At 61.7% G+C, this 20,531-nt stretch carries 14 protein-coding genes; 7 read left to right on the top strand and 7 right to left on the bottom strand.

Annotated elements, in window-relative coordinates; all coding sequences use genetic code 11:
• Positions 1 to 1,073 precede the first annotated feature (1,073 nt).
• A complete protein-coding gene (locus tag A6A03_RS01410) occupies positions 1,074 to 1,937 on the top strand; it encodes an SDR family oxidoreductase (RefSeq protein ID WP_082908887.1) in 864 nt (287 codons plus the stop codon).
• 340 nt (positions 1,938 to 2,277) lie between these two features.
• Here the strand turns inward: A6A03_RS01410 and A6A03_RS01415 are convergent, their stop codons facing one another.
• Positions 2,278 to 3,438: a PAS domain-containing sensor histidine kinase gene (locus tag A6A03_RS01415; RefSeq protein ID WP_066782864.1), complete on the bottom strand. Its 1,161-nt coding sequence runs from the start codon at positions 3,436 to 3,438 to the stop codon at positions 2,278 to 2,280.
• Positions 3,431 to 4,306 (bottom strand): response regulator, encoded by an 876-nt coding sequence (locus A6A03_RS01420; RefSeq protein WP_066782866.1) that lies wholly within the window; start codon positions 4,304 to 4,306, stop codon positions 3,431 to 3,433. Before A6A03_RS01420 ends, A6A03_RS01415 begins: the two co-directional genes overlap by 8 nt.
• A 329-nt stretch (positions 4,307 to 4,635) precedes the next feature.
• Between A6A03_RS01420 and A6A03_RS01425 the strand changes: the two genes are divergently transcribed.
• A complete protein-coding gene (locus tag A6A03_RS01425; RefSeq protein ID WP_066782867.1) occupies positions 4,636 to 5,685 on the top strand; it encodes an HD domain-containing phosphohydrolase in 1,050 nt (349 codons plus the stop codon).
• 72 nt (positions 5,686 to 5,757) lie between these two features.
• Here A6A03_RS01425 and A6A03_RS01430 read toward each other — a convergent pair whose 3' ends face one another.
• The 5 genes from A6A03_RS01430 to ruvB all read right to left on the bottom strand — a co-directional run bounded on the left by A6A03_RS01430 (position 5,758) and on the right by ruvB (position 10,269).
• The gene (locus A6A03_RS01430) at positions 5,758 to 6,381 is read right to left on the bottom strand and encodes an SH3 domain-containing protein (protein WP_066782870.1); all 624 of its coding nucleotides are present in this window, start codon (positions 6,379 to 6,381) and stop codon (positions 5,758 to 5,760) included.
• Between the two features lie 98 nt (positions 6,382 to 6,479).
• Positions 6,480 to 7,403, bottom strand: a complete 924-nt coding sequence (locus A6A03_RS01435) for a heme-dependent oxidative N-demethylase family protein (RefSeq protein ID WP_066782871.1) — start codon at positions 7,401 to 7,403, stop codon at positions 6,480 to 6,482.
• Positions 7,396 to 8,346 (bottom strand): homocysteine S-methyltransferase, encoded by a 951-nt coding sequence (mmuM, locus tag A6A03_RS01440; RefSeq protein WP_066782872.1) that lies wholly within the window; start codon positions 8,344 to 8,346, stop codon positions 7,396 to 7,398. The genes A6A03_RS01435 and mmuM overlap by 8 nt, the downstream gene beginning before the upstream one ends.
• 89 nt (positions 8,347 to 8,435) lie before the next feature.
• Entirely contained in the window at positions 8,436 to 9,215 is a 780-nt protein-coding gene (locus A6A03_RS01445; protein ID WP_066782874.1) for a glycosyltransferase family 2 protein, read from the bottom strand.
• Position 9,216: 1 nt separating this feature from the next.
• On the bottom strand, positions 9,217 to 10,269 hold the full coding sequence (gene ruvB / locus A6A03_RS01450) for a Holliday junction branch migration DNA helicase RuvB (protein WP_066782876.1): 1,053 nt from the start codon (positions 10,267 to 10,269) through the stop codon (positions 9,217 to 9,219).
• A gap of 180 nt (positions 10,270 to 10,449) precedes the next feature.
• Here ruvB and A6A03_RS01455 point away from each other — a divergent pair, with 180 nt between their 5' ends.
• The 5 genes from A6A03_RS01455 to A6A03_RS01480 all read left to right on the top strand — a co-directional run bounded on the left by A6A03_RS01455 (position 10,450) and on the right by A6A03_RS01480 (position 20,270).
• Positions 10,450 to 11,889: a cryptochrome/photolyase family protein gene (locus A6A03_RS01455; RefSeq protein WP_066782878.1), complete on the top strand. Its 1,440-nt coding sequence runs from the start codon at positions 10,450 to 10,452 to the stop codon at positions 11,887 to 11,889.
• Complete coding sequence (locus A6A03_RS01460) at positions 11,882 to 12,730, top strand: pepsin/retropepsin-like aspartic protease family protein (protein ID WP_066782880.1); 849 nt, start codon at positions 11,882 to 11,884, stop codon at positions 12,728 to 12,730. The genes A6A03_RS01455 and A6A03_RS01460 overlap by 8 nt, the downstream gene beginning before the upstream one ends.
• A 405-nt stretch (positions 12,731 to 13,135) precedes the next feature.
• Positions 13,136 to 13,564, top strand: a complete 429-nt coding sequence (locus A6A03_RS01465) for a response regulator (RefSeq protein ID WP_066782882.1) — start codon at positions 13,136 to 13,138, stop codon at positions 13,562 to 13,564.
• Positions 13,565 to 13,729: 165 nt separating this feature from the next.
• Positions 13,730 to 17,200: a DUF2341 domain-containing protein gene (locus A6A03_RS01470; RefSeq protein WP_066782884.1), complete on the top strand. Its 3,471-nt coding sequence runs from the start codon at positions 13,730 to 13,732 to the stop codon at positions 17,198 to 17,200.
• 1,027 nt (positions 17,201 to 18,227) lie between these two features.
• Positions 18,228 to 20,270: a WD40 repeat domain-containing protein gene (locus A6A03_RS01480; protein WP_066782888.1), complete on the top strand. Its 2,043-nt coding sequence runs from the start codon at positions 18,228 to 18,230 to the stop codon at positions 20,268 to 20,270.
• Positions 20,271 to 20,531 lie beyond the last annotated feature (261 nt).

The following is a 20,531-nucleotide window of genomic DNA, read 5'->3' on the forward strand; positions in this document are numbered from 1 at the left end:
TGCCTGAGCACACCGCTCCCGTGCTCGCAGGGGATTGCTTCGCCGCCGCTGGCGGCTCGCAATGACATGAGGAGAGCGGACTCGTGCCTGAGCACACCGCTCCCGTGCTCGCAGGGGATTGCTTCGCCGCCGCTGGCGGCTCGCAATGACATGAGGAGAGCAGGGGCGCACCCCAATTGTCATTGCGAGGGGGCGCAGCCCCCGAAGCAATCTCCCGCGTCAGCGAGAACCATGCCTGAGCACACCGCTCCCGTGCTCGCGGGGGATTGCTTCGCCGCCGCTGGCGGCTCGCAATGACATGAGGAGAGCAGGGGCGCACCCCAATTGTCATTGCGAGGGGGCGCAGCCCCCGAAGCAATCTCCCGCGTCAGCGAGAACCATGCCTCAAGCTACCGCTCCCGTGCTCGCGGGAGATTGCTTCGCCGCGCATAGCGCGGCTCGCAATGACATGAGGAGCACGGCGGGCGTAGCCCGTTTGTCATTGCGAGAGGGCGCACCCCGTTTGTCATTGCGAGGGAGCGCACCCCGTTTGTCATTGCGAGAGGGCGAAGCCCCCGAAGCAATCTCCCGCTTCAGCGAGAACGATGCCTGAGAACACCTGTCCCGCTCTCGCGGGGGATTGCTTCGCCGCCGCTGGCGGCTCGCAATGACATGAGGAGAGCGGACTCGTGCCTGAGCACACCGCTCCCGTGCTCGCAGGGGATTGCTTCGCCGCCGCTGGCGGCTCGCAATGACATGAGGAGAGCAGGGGCGCACCCCAATTGTCATTGCGAGGGGGCGCAGCCCCCGAAGCAATCTCCCGCGTCAGCGAGAACGATGCCTGAGCACACCGCTCCCGTGCTCGCGGGAGATTGCTTCGCCGCGCATAGCGCGGCTCGCAATGAAGGCGAAATATGCCCCGCTCGTAACCCCCAGACCCATGGTATAGTACAAAAGACAAGCTCTTTACCAAGCCATGCCCCGGTTGCAGCGCCGGGGCATGGATGTTCAAGGGAACGACATCGGCTCAGGTGCGAGGGCATTCTGGCACGTTTGCACCATGACTAGCGATACACCATGAGGGAGAACAGTATATGCAACATATGCAAGGCAAAACGGTCATTGTGACCGGCGCCAATTCGGGGATCGGGTACGTTACGGCGCGCGAACTCGCCAACATGGGGGCGCGGGTGATGATGGTCTGCCGTTCGCAGAGCAAAGGCGAAGCGGCGCGCCAGCAGATGATGAAAGAAGCGCCCAATGCGCCGCCGCCAGAGCTGGTGCTGGCCGATTTCGCCTCGCTGGCTTCGGTGCGCCGCGCTGCCGGCGAGTTGCTCGATCGCTGCCCGCGGATTGATGTCTTGGTCAACAATGCCGGTCTGTTCGTCTCTGAGCCGCTGGCTAGCGCCGACGGCTACGAACTCACCTTTGCCGTTAACCATCTCGCGCCGTTCTTGCTCACCAACCTGCTGCTGGAACGAATCATCGCTAGCGCGCCGGCCCGCATTGTCAATGTCTCATCGTATGCGCACGTCGCCGGCAATGTGAAGATTCCGCAGATCGCCTCGCCGCAGCGTGGGAATATCTCGCAGGCATACGGTGACTCGAAGCTGTGCAACATTCTCTTTACCAACGAACTGGCCCGTCGCTTACAGGGCACCGGCGTCACCGCCAATAGTCTCCATCCGGGAGCAGTGGCCACCAACTTCGCCGCCGATGCGCGGGGTGCATTTGCGTTCTTCTTCCGGCTTATCCGTCCCTTTATGCTCACGCCCGAACAAGGCGCAGCCACGTCGATCTATCTCGCCTCGTCGCCAGAGGTGGAGGGGATGAGTGGGTTGTACTTCGTGCGGAAAAAGCCAGCCAAGACCTCGGCGCGGGCCCAAGATGCGGCGCTGGCGCGCAAGTTGTGGGAGTTCAGCGAGCAATTGGTGCGCGAAAAAGTGGCGGTGGCGTAGGCGCAACGAATTTTACACGCAAAGACGCAGAGGATTTTACACGCAAAGGCGCGAAGGCGCAGAGGGTTGTTTTTGGGAAAAAGCCTCAAGTGCCCATCTGCCTTATCTCACCATGGCGTTTCGGCATTGCACCGGCTCGTGGCGGTTCGGCGAGGCGCTGATGATAGCAAAGGTGCAGAGGATCCTACACGCAAAGACGCAAAGGCGCAGAGGATTTTACACGCAAAGGCGCGAAGGCGCAGAGGGTTGTTTTGGGGAAAGGGTCGCAAGCGCGCTATCAATCCCACGTGGCATTCCATTATCGCTCTTGTTCCAACAACCACCCTTTGCGCCGCTGCGTTCACGGATCTCCTCGTTGCAACGGCAACGCGACCTTCACCGTCGTGCCACGGCCCGGCTCGCTCTGAAAATGCAGGTGGCCGCCGTGGCGGGTCACAATCTCGCGCGAGATGGCCAACCCCAAGCCGGTGCCGCCGCCATCCGGCCACGTGGTAAAGAACGGCTCGCCGAGGCGGGCGATGGTCGCCGCCTCCATGCCAATACCTGTATCGCTGATCGTTACTGTGATAGCGTTGCCATCACTCGCCGTCTGCACCGTCACCGTACCGGCGCCGCGACAGGCATGGACGGCGTTCATTAACAGGTTGAGAAAGACCTGATTCAGTTCACCGGGATGGCAGAGCAACGGCGGCACATCACTGTACTCTTCGCGAATCACAATCCGCGGCCCGCTCACGGCGCGCACCATACGCACCGTGCTGGCGAGACCTTCGTTAACATCAGCGGGAACGAGCTGCGCCTCGTCGGGACGGGCAAACGCGCGCAAGGCGCGCACAATCGCGGCAATCCGCTCGATCCCGATCTGGCTCTCGTGGATGGCGTCGGCCACATCGCGCCAGCTAAGCTCATCGGTGGGAGCAGTGCGCAGCGCGGGCAGCCGTTCGGCCAGAAAGGCGAGGTTGTTTGCAACATAACCTAACGGCGTATTGATCTCGTGGGCCACGCCGGCCACCAACTGGCCGAGCGAGCGCATCTTTTCCGATTGCACCAACTGGGTCTGGGCCGCTTTCAGATCGGCGTGAGCGCGTTCCAGTTGCTTGAGCGCCGATTCGAGCCGTTGGTTCGTTTCAGCGAGCTGAGCCGTCAGCGCCACGGTGGGACCAAGATCGAGACCGAGCGCCACGATACCGGTGATCGCCCCGTCTGCGTCGCGGATCGGCCATGTGGTATAGCCGAGCAACAGCGGCGCAGCGCCGCCGCGGCGGTGAACAAGTTCCCAGTGCTGTACCCCGCCATTATGGATCGTCTGCGCCAGCATCGTCTGCGCTTTGGCAATGCTGAACGGATCGAGCAGTGTAACAAACTGCCGCCCGCACAGTTCGGCAGGAGCCATCCCGAACAACGCCGCGGCAGCAGCATTACAATCGGCGATCCGACCGCTTGGTTCCAACAGGAAAGCGGCATACGGCGCTTGGGTTACGATTGCAGGCAACTCATTCATGGCTCTGCGCAGCCAGCCGGATCCGGTAGAAATTGACGAGATGGCCCATTAATTCGAGCAACATCAGCCGGCCCTCTTCCATATACACCGCGATCCGCTGCGGCGTTTGGCCGCGGCAAAGCTGGCGCAGGGCTTGGGTGTGAATTTCGATCAGATCACGCGGGCCGGCCCACAACAAACCGAGCCGCTCGCTCAAGACCCGCAACCGGTCAGGCATCGAACGTTGGTCGTGCAAACCTCGCTGCTCGGCAGCCAAATCGAGCAGACTGCGATAGGCGGCCACCAAATCGTCGAACGTTTCAGGCGCACTCTGGGCTAGCGGACTGCCGATCGATGAGGTACTGATCGGCGGCGCCTCGCTCTCCCAACTGACCAGCTCGAGCGTCGTCAGGTAATCGGTTTGCAATTGGTCGAGCATCTGGCGTAGCATTGCCATCTGCGCTTGCGCTTCGCGGGCGGCGCGCCGCTCGTTCACCGCCGTCTGATACTCTTGCGCCAACTGCTCAAGCTTCCGGCGCAGGGCGGCAATATCCCATGGCTTGGCCATAAAGCCATGCACCGAACCGAGATTGAGAGCTTCGGCCAGCGCCGCCGGATCAGTGTAGCCGGAAATGATAAAACCGCGCGCATCAGGTTGCAATTCACGCGCCCGCGCCAGCAACTCGACCCCCGACATCGCCGGCATCCGCTGATCGGTGAGAATCACGGCAACTGGCTGCTGCTTGAGAATCTGCAACGCCGTTTCAGCATCGGTGGCCGTGAAGACGGTGAAGCGATCGCGCAATGAACGGGCCAGTGAACTGGTCACATTCGGATCGTCATCGACAATGAGCACTGCCGGGCGGTGTTCGTCACTAGCTTCAGTCATAGCGCGGCTCCTTGTCTATCCGATCGCGTCATACCTTCGTTAATGAGTAAAACATTTCCCCATCAAACGGATGGTAATACAATGGTAATCACAACGGTGTAAGACTAATAAGCGATTTGCATCAAAAGCGAACAATCATAGCCTATTATGCGCAACGCAGGAGCCTTGCTATGAACTGCATTGCTCACAATCGTGATGACGTTCATACTACAGCCGAATCATAGATCCCACCAGAGGATCGGTCAAGCGCACGGGCCCTGCAGATACCATTATCCCATGATAGAATACAGCCGTGCGGATGGTTACACGCACCGGAAAGCCCGATCAATATGCAAAACCACCCCTACAGCGTACTCGTCATTGATGATGATCCAAATGTTCGCGATATTCTCAGCGATTTGCTCAGACGCGAACGGTGTGTGGTACGTACCGCCGCATCAGGGATGAGCGGCATTGCCGCCGCGCACGAAGCTCTGCCTGATCTCATCCTGCTCGATGTGATGATGCCCGATCTCGATGGGTTTTCGGTCTGCCGGATGCTGCGCGACGATCCGCAGACGGCTGAAGTGCCGATTATTATGATTACGGCGCTCGATGATCGGGCCTCACGGCTCGAGGGAGTCAAAGCCGGCGCCGATGAATGCCTCTCGAAACCGGTTGAGCTGAGCGAGTTGCGCTTGCGGGTGCGCACGATGCAGCGCATCAACCGCTACCGGCGCCTGATCGAGGAGCGCGAACGGGCAGCGGCGCACGAGCGCCAGCTTACCGAGCAAGCTAAGCAAGCGGCGCAGGCGATTGCTGAAGCGTATGACCAGACCCTGATCGGCTGGTCGCGCGCGCTCGATTTACGCGATAAAGAGACCGAGGGCCACTCACAACGAGTCGCGCAACTCACGATTGAGATAGCCAAGGCGCTGAATATTCCCCCTGAAGAGCAGATCAACATGTGGCGCGGCGCGATGCTGCACGATATTGGCAAAATTGGCGTGCCCGACTCCATTCTCCATAAACCCGGCCCGCTTACCGCCGAAGAATGGGAGATTATGCGCCGCCATACGACGTATGCGTATGAGTTGCTCTCGCCAATCGCCTATCTCCGTCCGGCTCTCGATATTCCCTATTGCCATCATGAAAAGTGGGACGGCACCGGTTACCCGCGCGGCTTGCGCGGCGAGCAGATTCCACTAGCGGCGCGAATCTTCGCGTTGGTCGATGTGTGGGATGCACTCACAAACGACCGGCCCTACCGTAAGGCGTGGACGCGCGAACAAGCCTGCCACTATATTCGCGAGCAGGCCGGCAAGCATTTTGATCCGAATCTGGTTGATCTCTTCCTCTCGATCGCTGCACCGGACTTAGTCGCTGCTCGTGAGCGGTAGCAGCGGCAATCTATGAGTAAGGGTCGTGATGAGCAACGGGCGGGTTTGGCTCCGCCCGTGCGTGCCTCTCGCCTACTGCTCTGGGGCCAGAAAATCAACCGCTACGTACCCTTCAAGACCGTCGGGCGTGCGCACCGGTCGCCAGAGCCGATCCTCACCGGGGACATCATCACCGATCTGTTCGAGGCGGGTGCCGTCAGGCAAGGTTGCGATCGGTGGGTTAGTACGATTGGGTTGCGGTCGCAGGAACAGCCCTTGCCCGCCGGTATTCACCACGACAAAGAAACGCGGCGCCGGGGGTGGCGCAGGTTGCGGCGCAGCATTGGCGCCCTCATTGCCAAGCAACAGGGTTGATTCACTGGTCGGCTGAGTGATCGCGGTTGGCTGCGGCGCGCCTATCGGCGCTTCCCGCCGATCACCGCGCAACAGCGAGAGCGTCAGCATAAAAATCGCAACAATGAGTACAAAGAGGACAAGGAGATAGATCCACCCACGTGCTTGCAACCACCGCGGCAGATCGTGCCAGACGTTGGTAGTAGTCACGATAGAACCACGACCACCTGCCCGTGGCGGACGCCAGTGCGGATTAGGGGCAGACGCATCTAACCGCTCGGTGCGCGACGTCTCGCGCTGGGATGGCCCTATCTCTGACCGGCGCTCGACTTGGGTAGCGCGCCGTTCGCGCTCTTGACTCATGCCCGTTTCCTCCATCAACCCTGTCTTTACGCCATGATAGCACATCTTGCCGCTGGCATGCGGCAGTTTAACTGCCGCACTCCACAGACGCAACGTGGCTAATGCACTGCGCGCAAATAGGCCAGCAATGGTTGCACATAGGGCAGAATCCCTTTATACGCCAGTATCGACGGTTCGACCTGCTGCAACAGGTTGGCGAGCGCCGCTGCCCATTGCGGATCGGCGGCGAGCTGCGCCAACGGCGCGACATAGGTGCGCACCGTAAACAACACCGCTGGGTGACGGGCAAGGCGTACCAGCGTTTGCCGTTCGACCCGATAGAAGACGCGCTCGCCAGCATTTTCGGCGGTAATCGCCGCCTTTTCGCGATCGAGCGGGCCAAGCCGCGGCGAGAGGTCGAGATCGGGCAACACCACCAATGACCAGTTACGCCGCCAAACCGGACGCGACGGCTGGAGGCGCGCGATCAGTTGGTTAGTTGAATCGGCTAAGCGCTCGCTAAATCGCGGTACTGGGCCGTGGATCGCGGCCATCGGCAATCCCATCTTCTCATCAAGACACCAGCGGTTGGGGAAGCAGAGCTGGCCGGCGATGAGCGGATGGCCGGCGGCTTCGTCAACTGCCAGCAAGAGCAGGTCTTCTTGCACCTGCCGGCCTAGCCAATCGATCGGCCACAGATCGAGTTCGCCGCCGAGCCGGATCGTCGCCGTTTGCCCCAGCAGCCGGTTTTCCCAATACACGTCAGCACCGTGGCGCTGTACCACAAACCACTGCGGATAACTGCGCACCAGTTCGGCCATCCCCCATTCCAATAGCTCCCACTGGGCCGGCAAGCTTTCTGGATACGCTTGCATGTAATAGCGGTGATCGGCCTTCAACAACGCCTGTTTTAACGACAACTCGGCGTGATAGTGGGCAGGATCGACGTGAAACACTGGTGCGCCGTGCAGCGGGTAGGCGTTGACCCGCAAGACCTGCGGCGAGGGTATCACGAATGGATCAAACGGCCATGCTTCAACCATGCATCACCTCGCTCGCCGCCCATGCCGCCAGCGCCCGAATGTGATCAGGTGTTGTCCGGCAACAACCGCCGATCAAGCGCGCCCCAGCATCGTACCACTGGCGGGCCTGCGCCGCGAAATCGTCCACTTCGGCGAGGCCGATCCAGCATTGGCAAACGGGATCATACGCCTCGCCAGAGTTGGGGTAGACAACCACCGGCTTATCAGTGACCGAGCGAATGGCGCGGATCAAATCAGCGATAAAGCGCGGCGCCGTGCAGTTGATGCCAATTGCTGCCACTTGCGGATGGGCAGCGATCTCGGCGGCCACTTCAGTGATCGGCTCGCCGCGCGAGGTGTGTACACCATCGCGGGCGCTGAAGCTGATCCATGCCGTCAACTGGGGAAATTCGGGCAACAATGCCACTAACGCCCGTGCTTCATCCCAGCACGGGATCGTCTCGCAGGCGAAGAGATCGGGTTCGGCATCGGCCAGCGCAGCCATGCGCGGACGATGAAAATCGATCAAGTCGGCCACCGATAAGCCATACTCGCCGCGATATTCCGAACCATCGTGCAGATACGCGCCATACGGGCCAATCGATGCCGCCACCAGTGGGCGGATGCGTCCAATCTGGTTGGCCGGTTCGGCCCAGAAGGCATCGCGAGCGGCGCGGGCCAGCGCCACCGAACGCTGCAAAAGGGCAATCGCCTCGGCTTCGCTTAGGCCGCGCGCCATAAAACCGGGGATGGTTGCTTGATAGCTGGCCGTAATCGCCACATCAGCGCCGGCGGCGAAGTAATCGGCATGCACGGCTTGGATCAAGGCCGGGTTTTCGATCAACACCTTCGCCGACCAGAGCGGATCGGCTAGATCGCAACCGCGCCGTTCGAGTTCGGTCGCCAGCGCGCCGTCGAGGATCAGCAGCGGACGCTGCGCTAACGCATCAGCAATTGGGTTCATAACGGTATCCTTTGTGGATATAAACACGCAAAGACGCGCAGGCGCAGAGATATGTATTCCTATATGCTTTGCGGCTTAGCGCCTTTGCGTTAGCATCCCTTTGCGCCTTGGCGTTCCTGCAACCCGCGCAGCATACAAAACTTCACCACTTCGTGCCACGCCAGCGTCGCACAGAGGAACACCCCCAGCCAGCCATCGCGCCAGCCGCCGAGCTGGATGTAACGGCGGGTAAACTCGCGGGCCGGCGCGCCGATCAGGTTGCGCCAGCGCATGCGCCTGCCGGCGCGGTAGAGCATGGTCGCTTCGGCGAAGGCGTAGCGGGCCTGCTTTTGCCACAACTCATCGAGCCGTTCGATGTTGAGATGCAGCAGATGGCCGCGCAGCGCACCGGTTTCGCCGCGCAGCGTCGCGACTTCGTGGACGGCGACGCGCTCATCGAAATGCGCGGCCTCGCGGCGGAGCAGGCGCAGTTGGTAGTCGGGGTACCAGCCGCCGCCACGCAAACGCTGGCCAAAGAAGAGGTTATAACGCGGGATGCGGTAGCCGGCAATGTGGGCCGGCGGGCCGCGCCGCAGCAGCGTCGCCAACTCAACAAACAATTCTGGCGTCAGCCGTTCATCGGCGTCGATGAAGAGTACCCACTCGCCGCGACAGCGTTGCAGGGCGAAGTTGCGTTGGGCGCTAAAGCCGCGCCATGGCTCGATCAGCACCTGCGCACCGTGCTCAGCGGCGATCGCCGCGGTCGCATCGCGGGTCTGCGCATCGACGATGACCACCACGTCGTCGCTGAGACCGGCGACACTGCGCAGACAGCCGGCGATATGCCGCGCTTCATCGCGGGCGATGATCGCAATTGATAGGCAAGCCATATCAGAATAACGTCCCTTGCTGCGGCCCGCTCTCGTCATCGGGAGGCAGCGCGCGCTCCGGGTAGGGCAACCCGAGATGCTCGTAGGCGCGGCGAGTGGCGACTCGCCCGCGCGGCGTGCGCTGCAAGAAGCCGAGCTGTAACAAGAACGGCTCGTACACGTCTTCGATCGCGTCAACCTCTTCGGCCAGCGCCGCCGCCAGCGTGCTCAGACCGACCGGCCCGCCGTTGAACAACTCGATAATGGCGCGCAGCAGCCGGCGGTCATTCTCATCCAACCCCAACTCGTCGATCTCAAGCTGGGCCAGCGCCGCCCGCGCCACCTCCAGCGTAATCGCGCCGCCGGCCACCACCTGCGCATAATCGCGCACCCGGCGCAAAATCCGGTTCGCGATGCGCGGCGTCCCGCGCGCCCGCCGGCCAATCTCGCGCGCGCCTTCGGGACTGATCGGCACGCCTAAAATCCGCGCCGAACGGCTGACAATCTCGGCCATCGCTTCATCAGAATAGAATACCAAGCGATGCACCGAGACAAACCGGTCGCGCAATGGCGAGGTCAGCAGGGCCAGCCGGGTGGTCGCGCCGATCACGGTGAAGCGGGGCAGGCTAAGGCGCAAACTGCGCGCTCCCGGCCCCTTGCCCACCACCAGATCGAGGGCGAAATCCTCCATCGCCGGGTAGAGCACCTCTTCCACGGCCCGATTCAAGCGATGCACTTCATCAATAAACAGCACATCATGAGCCTGCAAGCTCGTCAAGATCGCCGCCAAATCACCGGCCCGCTCGATCGCCGGCCCGCTGGTAATCTTGATCTTGGCCCCCATCTCGTTGGCGATCACATTGGCCAGCGAGGTCTTGCCCAAGCCCGGCGGCCCGTAGAAGAGGGTATGGTCGAGCGACTCGTTGCGCCCGCGAGCGGCGGCAATTGCAATCCGCAACTGCTCGACGACCTTCTCTTGGCCGATAAACTCGCTCAGCGTGCGCGGGCGCAAGCTCTTCTCGACCTGCTGGTCGTCGCTGTCCGAATGAGGATTCACCAGCCGCTCGGCGCTCATGCCCATCCTTTCACCGCATTGTCGCACAGGTGTACGTATCTGGGCTGATTATACCATTGATTGAAAAAGGTGAATAGGACAGGATAAACCCGGACATATCCCATGAGCCGCTCGCCGATCAGGAATTCTCGTATAATGAGAATAGTTTGTCTTTGCCCAGAGCACCTTACCTGATCGCCTATGCTGATTCACTGGTTCCGGCGCGATCTGCGCCTGCGCGACAATACAGCTCTGCGAGCGGCGGCGGCGCAATCCGGCGGCGCGGTGATCCCGGTCTTTATCTTTGACGACGCGATCATCCGCGGGCGCTTTGCCAGCCCGGCCCGCACCCAATTCTTGCTCGACAGCCTCGCCGCGCTCGACGCCGAACTGCGCGAGTTAGGGTTGCGGTTGGTGCTGCGACGCGGCGAGCCGCTCCCCACCCTGATGGCGCTTTTGCGCGAGAGCGGCGCGCGTGGGGTGACGTGGAACCGCGACTATACGCCTTACGCTATCCAGCGTGACAGCGCGATCAAGCGCGAGCTGCGCGCCGCCGGTTATCTGGCCGAGAGCTACAAAGATGCGGTGATCTTTGAGATGAACGAGGTGGTGACGGCTGCCGGCCAGCCGTACACGGTCTACACGCCCTACGCCAAACGCTGGCGCGCCCGGCTTGAGAGCGAACCGGTGCAGGTGCAAGGCATGCCGGCGCTGGCCGCCATCCCGTTGCCGGCGAGCGACCAACTACCGGCGCTGAACGAACTCTTGCCCGACGCGCCAGCTCGCGTGCCCCGCTTCGCTGCAGGCGAGACGGCAGCCCTCGCTGCCCTCGAACACTTCATCCAACATACCATTGCCAACTACGCCACCGCACGTGACCTCATGGCCGCCGCCGGCACCTCGCGCCTCTCGCCCTACCTGCGCTTTGGCGTCCTCTCACCGCGCCAATGTGTGGTTGCGGCGCGTGCCGCGCCGCCCGGGCCGGGGTCAGAGAGTTGGATCGGCGAGTTGATCTGGCGCGATTTCTACGTGCAGGTGCTCTACCATTTTCCGCACGCGCTGCGCGGCAGCTTTAAGCCGGTCTACGACCAGATTGCGTGGCCGAACGATCCAGACCTCTTTGCCGCATGGAAAGAGGGCCAAACTGGCTACCCGATTGTCGATGCGGCGATGCGCCAGTTGCAACAGGAAGGCTGGATGCACAACCGCGCCCGCATGATTGTGGCGTCGTTCTTGACCAAAGACCTGCTGATCGATTGGCGGTGGGGCGAACGGCACTTCATGCACCTGCTGATCGACGGCGACCCGGCGGCCAATAACGGCGGCTGGCAATGGGCCGCCGGCACCGGCACCGACGCCCAACCCTACTTCCGCATCTTCAACCCGGTCAGCCAAGGGCAAAAATTCGACCCCGACGGCGCGTATGTGCGGCGCTACGTCCCCGAATTGGCCCGCGTACCGGCGCGCTTCATCCACGAACCGCACAAACTGCCGGCAGCCGACCAGATCCGGGCCGGAGTGCGGATCGGGAGCGACTACCCGGCCCCGATCGTCGATCACGCCACCCAGCGCATGCGCGCGCTCGAACTCTACCGCGCCGCCACCCGTCACGACGGCGCCGCTACGGAACAGTATGCTTGACGATCAGACCCGGCTCGAATTTCCGGCCAGTGGTCTGACCGACGTACCGCTGGTCTGGCAACCGCAAGTCGTGCGCTGCGGCGCCGCCGGCCCCGGCGGACGCCCGCTGATGGTGTTGATCGACACCGGCACCGATCCTTCGGCCATCGACCTCACGCTGGCCCGCCGGCTCGATCTCCGCATCGGCGATTTTGCCCTCGGCTCCGACGCCGCCTCTGACGCAGTGCCCTTTACCGAGACGGTGCTGCCGTGGCTGCGCATCGGCGAATTGACGCTGCGCAACCTCTACCTGATGGCGGTTGACCTCAGCCATGCCCCATTCCCGGTGGACATCGTGCTCGGCTACAACGTCCTCCACCAGCTCAACCTAACCATCAACTACGCCACCCAGACCTTGCGCCTCTGCCACCCCGACCTCACCCCGCCGCCACCCGGCTCCAACGGCGCTACCTTGCCGCTGCGCTTCTTCGAGCACTTCCCGGCGATTAGCGCGCGCGTCACCGCGCCGCACCCCGCTGACCTGCTGCTCACCATCGATACCGGCTCGAACAGCGCCCTCACCCTCAGCTATGATCTGGCTGTCGCGCTTGGCCTCAACGCGCCCGCCACTCCCGCTGCCACTGGTCACGGCTTCGCCGCCACCGCGCCAGTCGCGCTCGGTATGGCGGTCGATCTGCAACTCGGGCCATTCCACCTGAGCAACATTGAGGTTGACGTGCCGGCCACCAGTCACGGCGACCTTGGCCGGCGGGGGAGGGCCAACGCTGGCAACCGGCTGCTCAGCCGCTTCCGGCGCGTCACCCTCGACTACCGGCGCGAAGTGTGCATCGTGGACGCTTAAGACGGCGCGAAGGACGCCAAGAACGCAAAGTCTTCAAACGCAAAGCTGCAAAGGACGCCAAGCACGCAAAGTTTTCCAACGCAAAGGCGCGAAGGGAGCAGAGGCACAAAGCGGTTAACGCAAAGCCGCAAAGGACGCCAAGCACGCAAAGTTTTCCAACGCAAAGGCGCAAAGACGCCAAGAACTAGGAGACCAGTTCAAGAGTAGGAAAACGGTACCATTGATAGAGCGTATCAGGAACCGTGATAATAACAAAAGAAACCAAAACCTTTATTTAAGCCTAGCCAATGCTAAGCGTGACATTCCTCACGCCGAGCATCTCGCTGTATGCGAAGCAAGGAAGAATGATTCCACAAGTTATTGCATAGGACAAGCGTAGCTGCGGATACAATCAAGGAATTGCTTATGAACAAACCTTGCTCCGACCCGCGAAAACGCGCTCGAGTGCTGGTCATAAATGACCAGAGTGATATATCGCACTTGATCCAATTTCTTCTTAAACAAGCTCGTGAAGATGAAGTAACAATTGCTTTTAGTGCTCAAGAGGGTATCGACATTGTTCAAACAGAAATTCCCGATCTGATTTTGATCGATATTACGATGCCCAAATTGAGTGGCTTTGACACATGTTCGATGCTTAGGGCAATTCCGGCATTACAACAGACACCCATCCTACTGTTCGACTGCTTGACTATCGAGAGCGTTTATCCTAGCGCCAAACAGGTAGGGGCAACGGGGTTTCTCTCTTTACCATTTGATTACGCTGAATTGCTAGCTGCACGCGATGCCCTCCTGCGCGGGGAAACGTACTATCCGTTGGATGATGCGCGTTAATGGAGGAGTTTTCAATAAAAGCTCATTTCAACAGACAACGATTTGACTTCCCATGCAACACGCGGCTGTTTTTCCGATAATCCCGCCACTATCTTACCAAAACGTCCAAACTCTGTCTCGACCGTCGTAGCCATCATTGCACTACACAAATAAGAGATGAACGTTATGAAGAAAACCCCTCGTACCGGCTGGCTAGCGATCATCGGATGGCTGGTGATGATCGTAGCGGCAGCCTACCCGCTCACCCCAGCCCGCGGCGCAACCGGATATTACGTATCACCCACTGGCAATGACGCCAATCCCGGCACCTTCGCCCAACCGTTCCGCACGATCCAGAAATGCGCCGAGGTTGCGACTGCCGGTGATACATGCTACATCCGCGCCGGCGTGTACCGCGAGACCGTCCGCCCGGCCAACAGCGGCGCAAGCGGCGCGCCGATCACCTTCACCCCGTACAACGGCGAGCGGGTCGTCATCAGCGGCGCCGATCTCTTGACCGGCCCGTGGACGCTACACAGCGGCGCGATTTACCGCACCACGATGCCATGGAACGTCAGCACACGCACGCTGGAAGCTGCTGCCGATAATCAAATCTGGGTTGATGGCGTGATGCTCCCCGAAGCGCGCTGGCCAAACATCCCGGTGGCGCGCGTCACCCGGCTCACCACTCAAGACAACGCCCAAGCCGACACGGCCACGATCAACGGCGAATCTGCCGCAACCTATCACGACACTGATCTATCGGCGTTTGGCGATAACTTTTGGGCCGGCGGGCAAATTACCTTCGGGCCGGGGTATAATAGCATTTACACGACCTGCGATGTCACCACCTCGACCCGCACCTCGGTCTCGTTCCAATGCAACCCCGACCCGGCAGCCAATAACAATGTTGTCAAGTGGGACGACGGGATGCTGCGGCCTAGCACCAAGAATTACTACTATCTGTGGGGTAAACTAGCGGCGCTCGACGCCCCCGGCGAGTGGTTTCGCGCTAGCGATGGCGCCTTGTACCTGTGGCTGCCGAACAACGGCAATCCTAGCCAGCACACCATCGAAGCCAAACGTCGCTTGTGGGCCTTTGATTTGACCGGTCGCTCGCACATTACGCTGGACGGGTTGCAGATCTTTGGCGCAACCATCCGCACCGACACCCAATCACATCACCTTGTGCTACAGAATCTAGAGGTACGCTTCCCGTGGCACGTGCAAAAAGTACCAACTCTGTTTTGGACATCCGGCACGCCGGGGATTGATTTGCGCGGCAATGATAACGTGTTGCGCGATAGCCTGCTGGCGTACAGCGCCGGACGGATGGTGTCGGTATCGGGGTTGCGCAATCTGGTCTCCAACAACGTGATATTCGATGCCAGCTATGCGGCTGGCGATGTGGCAGTCAGCGGGCAGGCATGGCGGCAACAAAATCCCGGCGGCGCCGATAGCAACAACTTCCGGCAGAATACGGTGTTTAACACTGGCCGGATTGCGGTGCAAGCCGACCCCGGCTTGAATATTACGTATAACGACCTCTACAACTCGCACTTGCAAATTGCCGATCTCGGCACCATCTACACGTGGGGCACCGATGGCAAAAACGCGCAGATTGCGTACAACTGGGTACATGACAACTGGGCCGAACTGGACGTAAGCCTGAACTACTTTGGCGGGCACGGCATCTATCTTGATGATGACTCCTACAACTATCTCATCTATCGCAATATTGTCTGGAACACGACCTCGCCGGGCATTTTTACCTTTGGCATCAACGGCACGGTGGTCAGAGAACTTGCCGGCGCGCCGGGCAACCGCTTTATCTACAACAACACGGTAGACGGCGAAATCAAGTCGGCGGCGAAGAGCAACTATAACGGCCAGCCGCAAGTCCTCACCGGTACGGTGTACGTCAATAATATCGGCACGATCCTATCGCTCGATCACCCGCAGCTCACCACCCGCAACAACTTTGAAGGCGATGCGGTGTACATTAATCGCAGCCAGCGGAATTATGCGCTGCGCGCCTCCTCGCCGGCGGTGGATGCCGGCGAGAACCTCGGCAGCCCAGTGATGGATGCGCCGATGCAGCCGGTGAATGCGCCTGATTTAGGAGCGATCGAGTACGGACGCACGCCGTGGGTGGCTGGCGCATTGATCCGCCCGCAAGATCTGGCGGCGCTGCGGGTAGAGTGCTTACCCCAAGCCGATGGCAACACTCGCTGCACAGTGAGCAACCTGCCGATCGGGCGCAAGCTACCGCTCGACTTTGCGATCCGGATTGGCGATGGCGCACCGGTTGCGTGCGCCAACCGCCCCAACTACACCACCCATACCGCCACTGGCGAGTGTATCGTCAGCACCGCTGGGCAAACCGGTACCCAGCCGGTCGCGATCCGGCTCGGCAGTGGCGAGTGGCGTACCGTAACCACCGTTGACCTCCGACCGCTCGATCTCACCCAGATCAACCCGTGGTGGAGCTTCACCGGCGGCGGCGCGCAAGTCGCATTGCGCGGCTGGCGTTTCGCCACCGGCGAGACCGGCTACGCCCGCCCGATTACCATCACCAACACCACCACTGCCCCGCTGTACAACTACCCGGTGCAGGTCACGCTCGACACCGCCGCCTTGATCGCTGCCGGCAAACTGCGTCCCGATTGCGGCGACCTGCGCTTTGCCGACGCATTCGGCTCGCTCGACTATTGGCTTGAAAGCGGCTGCAATACTGCTACCACGCGGGTGTGGGTGAAAGTGCCGCACCTGCCGGTTGGCACGAGTGCGATCACCGTGACCTACGGCAACGCGCTGCGCACCAGCGCCAGCAGCGGCGCCGACACCTTCTTATTCTTCGATGACTTCCAAGACGGTGTGATCAGTCCTTTCTGGAACATTCCGAGCGGCTCATTCTACACCATCGCCGAAACCGGCGGGCAACTGCGCCTGACCGGCCAAACCACCACCGCCAACCAATACAATATCGCCGGCTTCTCGCTCCACACGTGGAAACTGACCCTCCCGCAGGACATAGCGATCGACACCGAGCTGAGCATTGTCGCTGGCCCAGACGGATTTAAGGCGGGGTTAGGAACGATGCTCAACCTGCAAGGATCGGCTAGCGGCGGTAAGAACATCGCCTTCTGGCAAAGCGGCTGGCAAATCGTCGGGAAGAGCACCGTCACCAGCGGCGTCTTCAACCGGCGCACCTTCAGCATTGGACTGACCGGCGCAACCACGCGGACGCTGCGCTGGCGCGAAGAGGGCAATCTGAACACGGTGCTGGCCACGACAACCACGCTAACGCCAACGCTCGGCTTCTTTAGCTACGGGCCAGACACTGTCGCCAGCTTTGACGTGCGGTTCGACAACGTGCGCATCCGGCCCTTCGCCTTCCCTGAACCGCAGGCGACCGCCGGCCCAGAACAGGTGATCGGCGTGCGCGTGCTGATCGGCGACACCCCCTGCCGGGACATCGTGCCAGTCGATGAGACGCTGCTGTACTGCACGGCCCCGCCGCACGCACCGGGATGGGTGGACGTGACGGTCATCAACCCCGACGGCGAACGCGATACCTTGGTCGAGAGTTTTTGGTACGGCGACCAACCGCCCCCCGGCGTTCACCTGTTGTACGTACCGGCAGTGCAGCGCTAGGTCAGCGCCGGCCCAACGCATGTGGAATAGCCGCAAAAAGACGCAACAGGCACAAAACGATCTGGTGTTTTTGGTGGCTATTCCTCATTAAGCCTCCCCCGTTGGGGGTGGGGGTAAGTTTTACCGCAGAGGGCGCTGAGGACGCAGAGGGGTAAGCATCCTGTCATTGAGCGGGCGCGCATCGCCCGCAGCAATCTCCCGCTTCAGCGGAACAGCCTACCTGAAGGGTGTCACTTCCCCTCCCCCAGCGGGGGAGGGGCTAGGGGTGGGGGCAAATTTTACCGCAGAGAGCGCTGAGGCCGCGGAGGGGAGAAGTATCCTGTCATTGCGAGGGCGCGCAGCGCCCGCAGCAATCTCCCGCTTCAGCGGAACAGCCTACCTGAAGGGTGTCACTTCCCCTCCCCCGCTGGGGGAGGGGCTAGGGGTGGGGGCAAATTTTACCGCAGAGAGCACTGAGGCCGCGGAGGGGAGAAGTATCCTGTCATTGCGAGGGCGCGCATCGCCCGCAGCAATCTCCCGCTTCAGCGGAACAGCCTACCTGAAGGGTGTCACTTCCCCTCCCCCAGCGGGGGAGGGGCTAGGGGTGGGGGCAAATTTTACCGCAGAGGGCGCAGAGGACGCAGAGGTGGGAAGCATCCTGTCATTGAGCGGGCGCGCAGCGCCCGCAGCAATCTCCCGCTTCAGCGGAACAGCCTACCTGAAGGGTGTCACTTCCCCTCCCCCAGCGGGGGAGGGGCTAGGGGTGGGGGCAAATTTTACCGCAGAGGGCGCAGAGGACGCAGAGGTGGGAAGCATCCTGTCATTGAGTGGGCGCGCAGCGCCCGCAGCAATCTCCCGCTTCAGCGCAGTACATGCCTGAGGGGATTCCTCGCGCTCTTGGGGGGGATTGCTTCGCCGCCGCTGGCGGCTCGCAATGACAATAGGGGAGTGGGAGATTGCTTCGCCTCGCTGCGCGAGGCTCGCAATATAGATTTAGGATTTTCAGCTATTATGATATATATCAGGTTGGCTACAGAAAGGTTCCTCCATGCCACCATTCCGTTGGCGCTGGCCTTGGCGCTGGCTCCTGTTCTTGCTCACGGGGTGCGGCGGTCTGACACCTCTGCCAACCACCACACCGCCATTACCCCCACGACCGCCGATCGTTTCGCTCGACCGGCTCGCCGGGCAGCCCCTAGCCGGCCCGGCGCCACTGCTGACCCCCGCCAACGCCGCTCAGGCCGTCACACTAGCCACGCTCGGCGGGATTGGCCGGCTGCAGGCGGCTTTCTGGCTCGATGACGGGCGCATCGCCCTTTCCACCAATCTGGGACTGGCCCTCGTTGATCCGGCTACCGGCCAGACCGGCCCGCTCTTTGGTCCAGAACCGCCAGTGCTGGCGATCGGCGCCTTGCCGGGACAACGCCTTCTGCTGCGGAGCCTCGATTCTCAGGCGCCGCTAAAGGAACTGCTGATCTGGGACGTAGCCGCGAATCGGGCCACGTCCGTGCCCATTCCGCTCGCGACGCGCCTGACCATAGCGCCTGACGGTACGCTCTTTGCCCTCCACACTGCCCGCATCGAACAGGTTGGGAGCAACTCGAACGTTAGCGAGGATGGGCGTCTGGTCATCACCGATGCCCAAGGCCGCGAGGTCCGCACGCTGACCGACCGCTCCGCTGGGGCCATCGCTTTCTCGCCTGACGGGCGCCTCCTAGCCATCGGAAGGGCCGACTTCGCCACCCTGCCGCCGAAGCTCAGCATCGCCCTGATTGACCTAGCTTCGGGCGCCACCCGCCAGACCCTCACCGGTATCTCCTATCAGGTCGAACGGCTATGCTTTGTACCCGGCACGCCGCTGCTCATCGTGCAGGAGAATGGCGGCGGAACCAGCCTGTGGGACGTGGAGAGCGGCCAGAAGCTCCGCGATCTGGGAACGCTGGCGGAAATCGCCGTTGCCCCCGATGGAGCGCAGGCAGCGGCGATCAAGGACGCGATCGTGCGCCGCTGGAGCCTGCCAGAGTGGCGCGAGTTACCGCCGCTCTCCGTGCCCGCCGAGGTCGCGCCCGGTCTTGCGGGCGCGTCACTGGCCTTTGCCCCCAATAGCGCGCATCTCATGGCGATTGGCGCCGAGCGACTGGCGGTCTGGGACACAACCGTGCCCGGTGCACCGCCCCTCACGCTCGCCTTTACCGCCGCGTTGCAGCAGGTGACGATTGCCCCCGACGGGGCGACCCTAGCGACGGCGGGTGGCCAAGAAAGCATCCTCTGGGATCTCGCCAGCGGCGAGGCGAGCTGGCGCATCTGGGCCGACCAGCCAGCGTTCGCCTTCACGCCCGATGGCAGCCAGATCCTCGTGCGCGTGCGACCGGCAGCCGAGCCGGGCGATCGTCTTGGCCTGCGCGATATGGCCGGCGACACGCTCAGATTGCTTTCCCTGCCTGCCAACTCGCCTGCGTTTGCGGTATCTCCCACTGGAACCAGTGTCGTCATGGCCGCCTCACAGAGCCTGTTCCTGTATGATCTGACTACCGGCGGGCCAATCTGGGCGATTGACACCCCGCCAACCCTAGGGGGCGCCTTGAGCGGCATGCCGAGTTTTTCGGACCCCATCTTTTCACCCGACGGGCGCTTTGTGGCGATGGGCGCGGATGCCGAAATCCGCGTTTGGGACGCTGCCAATGGAACTCAGCTACGGGTCTTTACCCACAAGAGCGCCTTATCAGGGGTGAATCACGTGGCCTTCGCACCCGACAGCGTCATACTGGCCTCCCTAACCCTCGACAGCGTGATCGTCTGGGACGTGGCGCGTGGCAAGGCCATCCGCACCCTGAAGCTCGACGACCCCGAGCGCCTGCTTCGCCATCTCGCCTTTAGCCCCGACGGAGCGCTGCTGGCCGTAGCCACGAAGCGGAACGCGAGCGTACCGGAGAGCCACGTGCTCCTGTGGGAGATGGCAACCGGCCAAGTGGCGGCAACGCTGACCGGCCATCTTGGTGCGGTCACGTCTGTGGCGTTTGCCCCGGACGGAACGCTCTTAGCCACGGCAGCAACTGATGGCACAGTGCGCCTGTGGGGGGTGCGCCCCTGAACCGCGGTGCTGTGCCGGCGTATGAATATTAAACACATGTAAGGATCGCCCTTGTGGAGAACTACGTAACGTTGCTGCACCGCCACATCTGGAATACCTCGGCGGCATAGGCACCGCGGCATGGGCCGGTTGAAGGTTAGCTATGCAAATCAGATCAGGGCGCAGCCTCTGGCGAGGCGACATAATCTCCCACACTGAGCGGGTGACGAGATACGCGGATGGGTACAGAGAGTATGCTCGCCAGTCGCTGCTAGCGTTCCT

It is taken from the genome of Chloroflexus islandicus (assembly GCF_001650695.1).
Classification (GTDB): Bacteria; Chloroflexota; Chloroflexia; order Chloroflexales; family Chloroflexaceae; genus Chloroflexus; species Chloroflexus islandicus.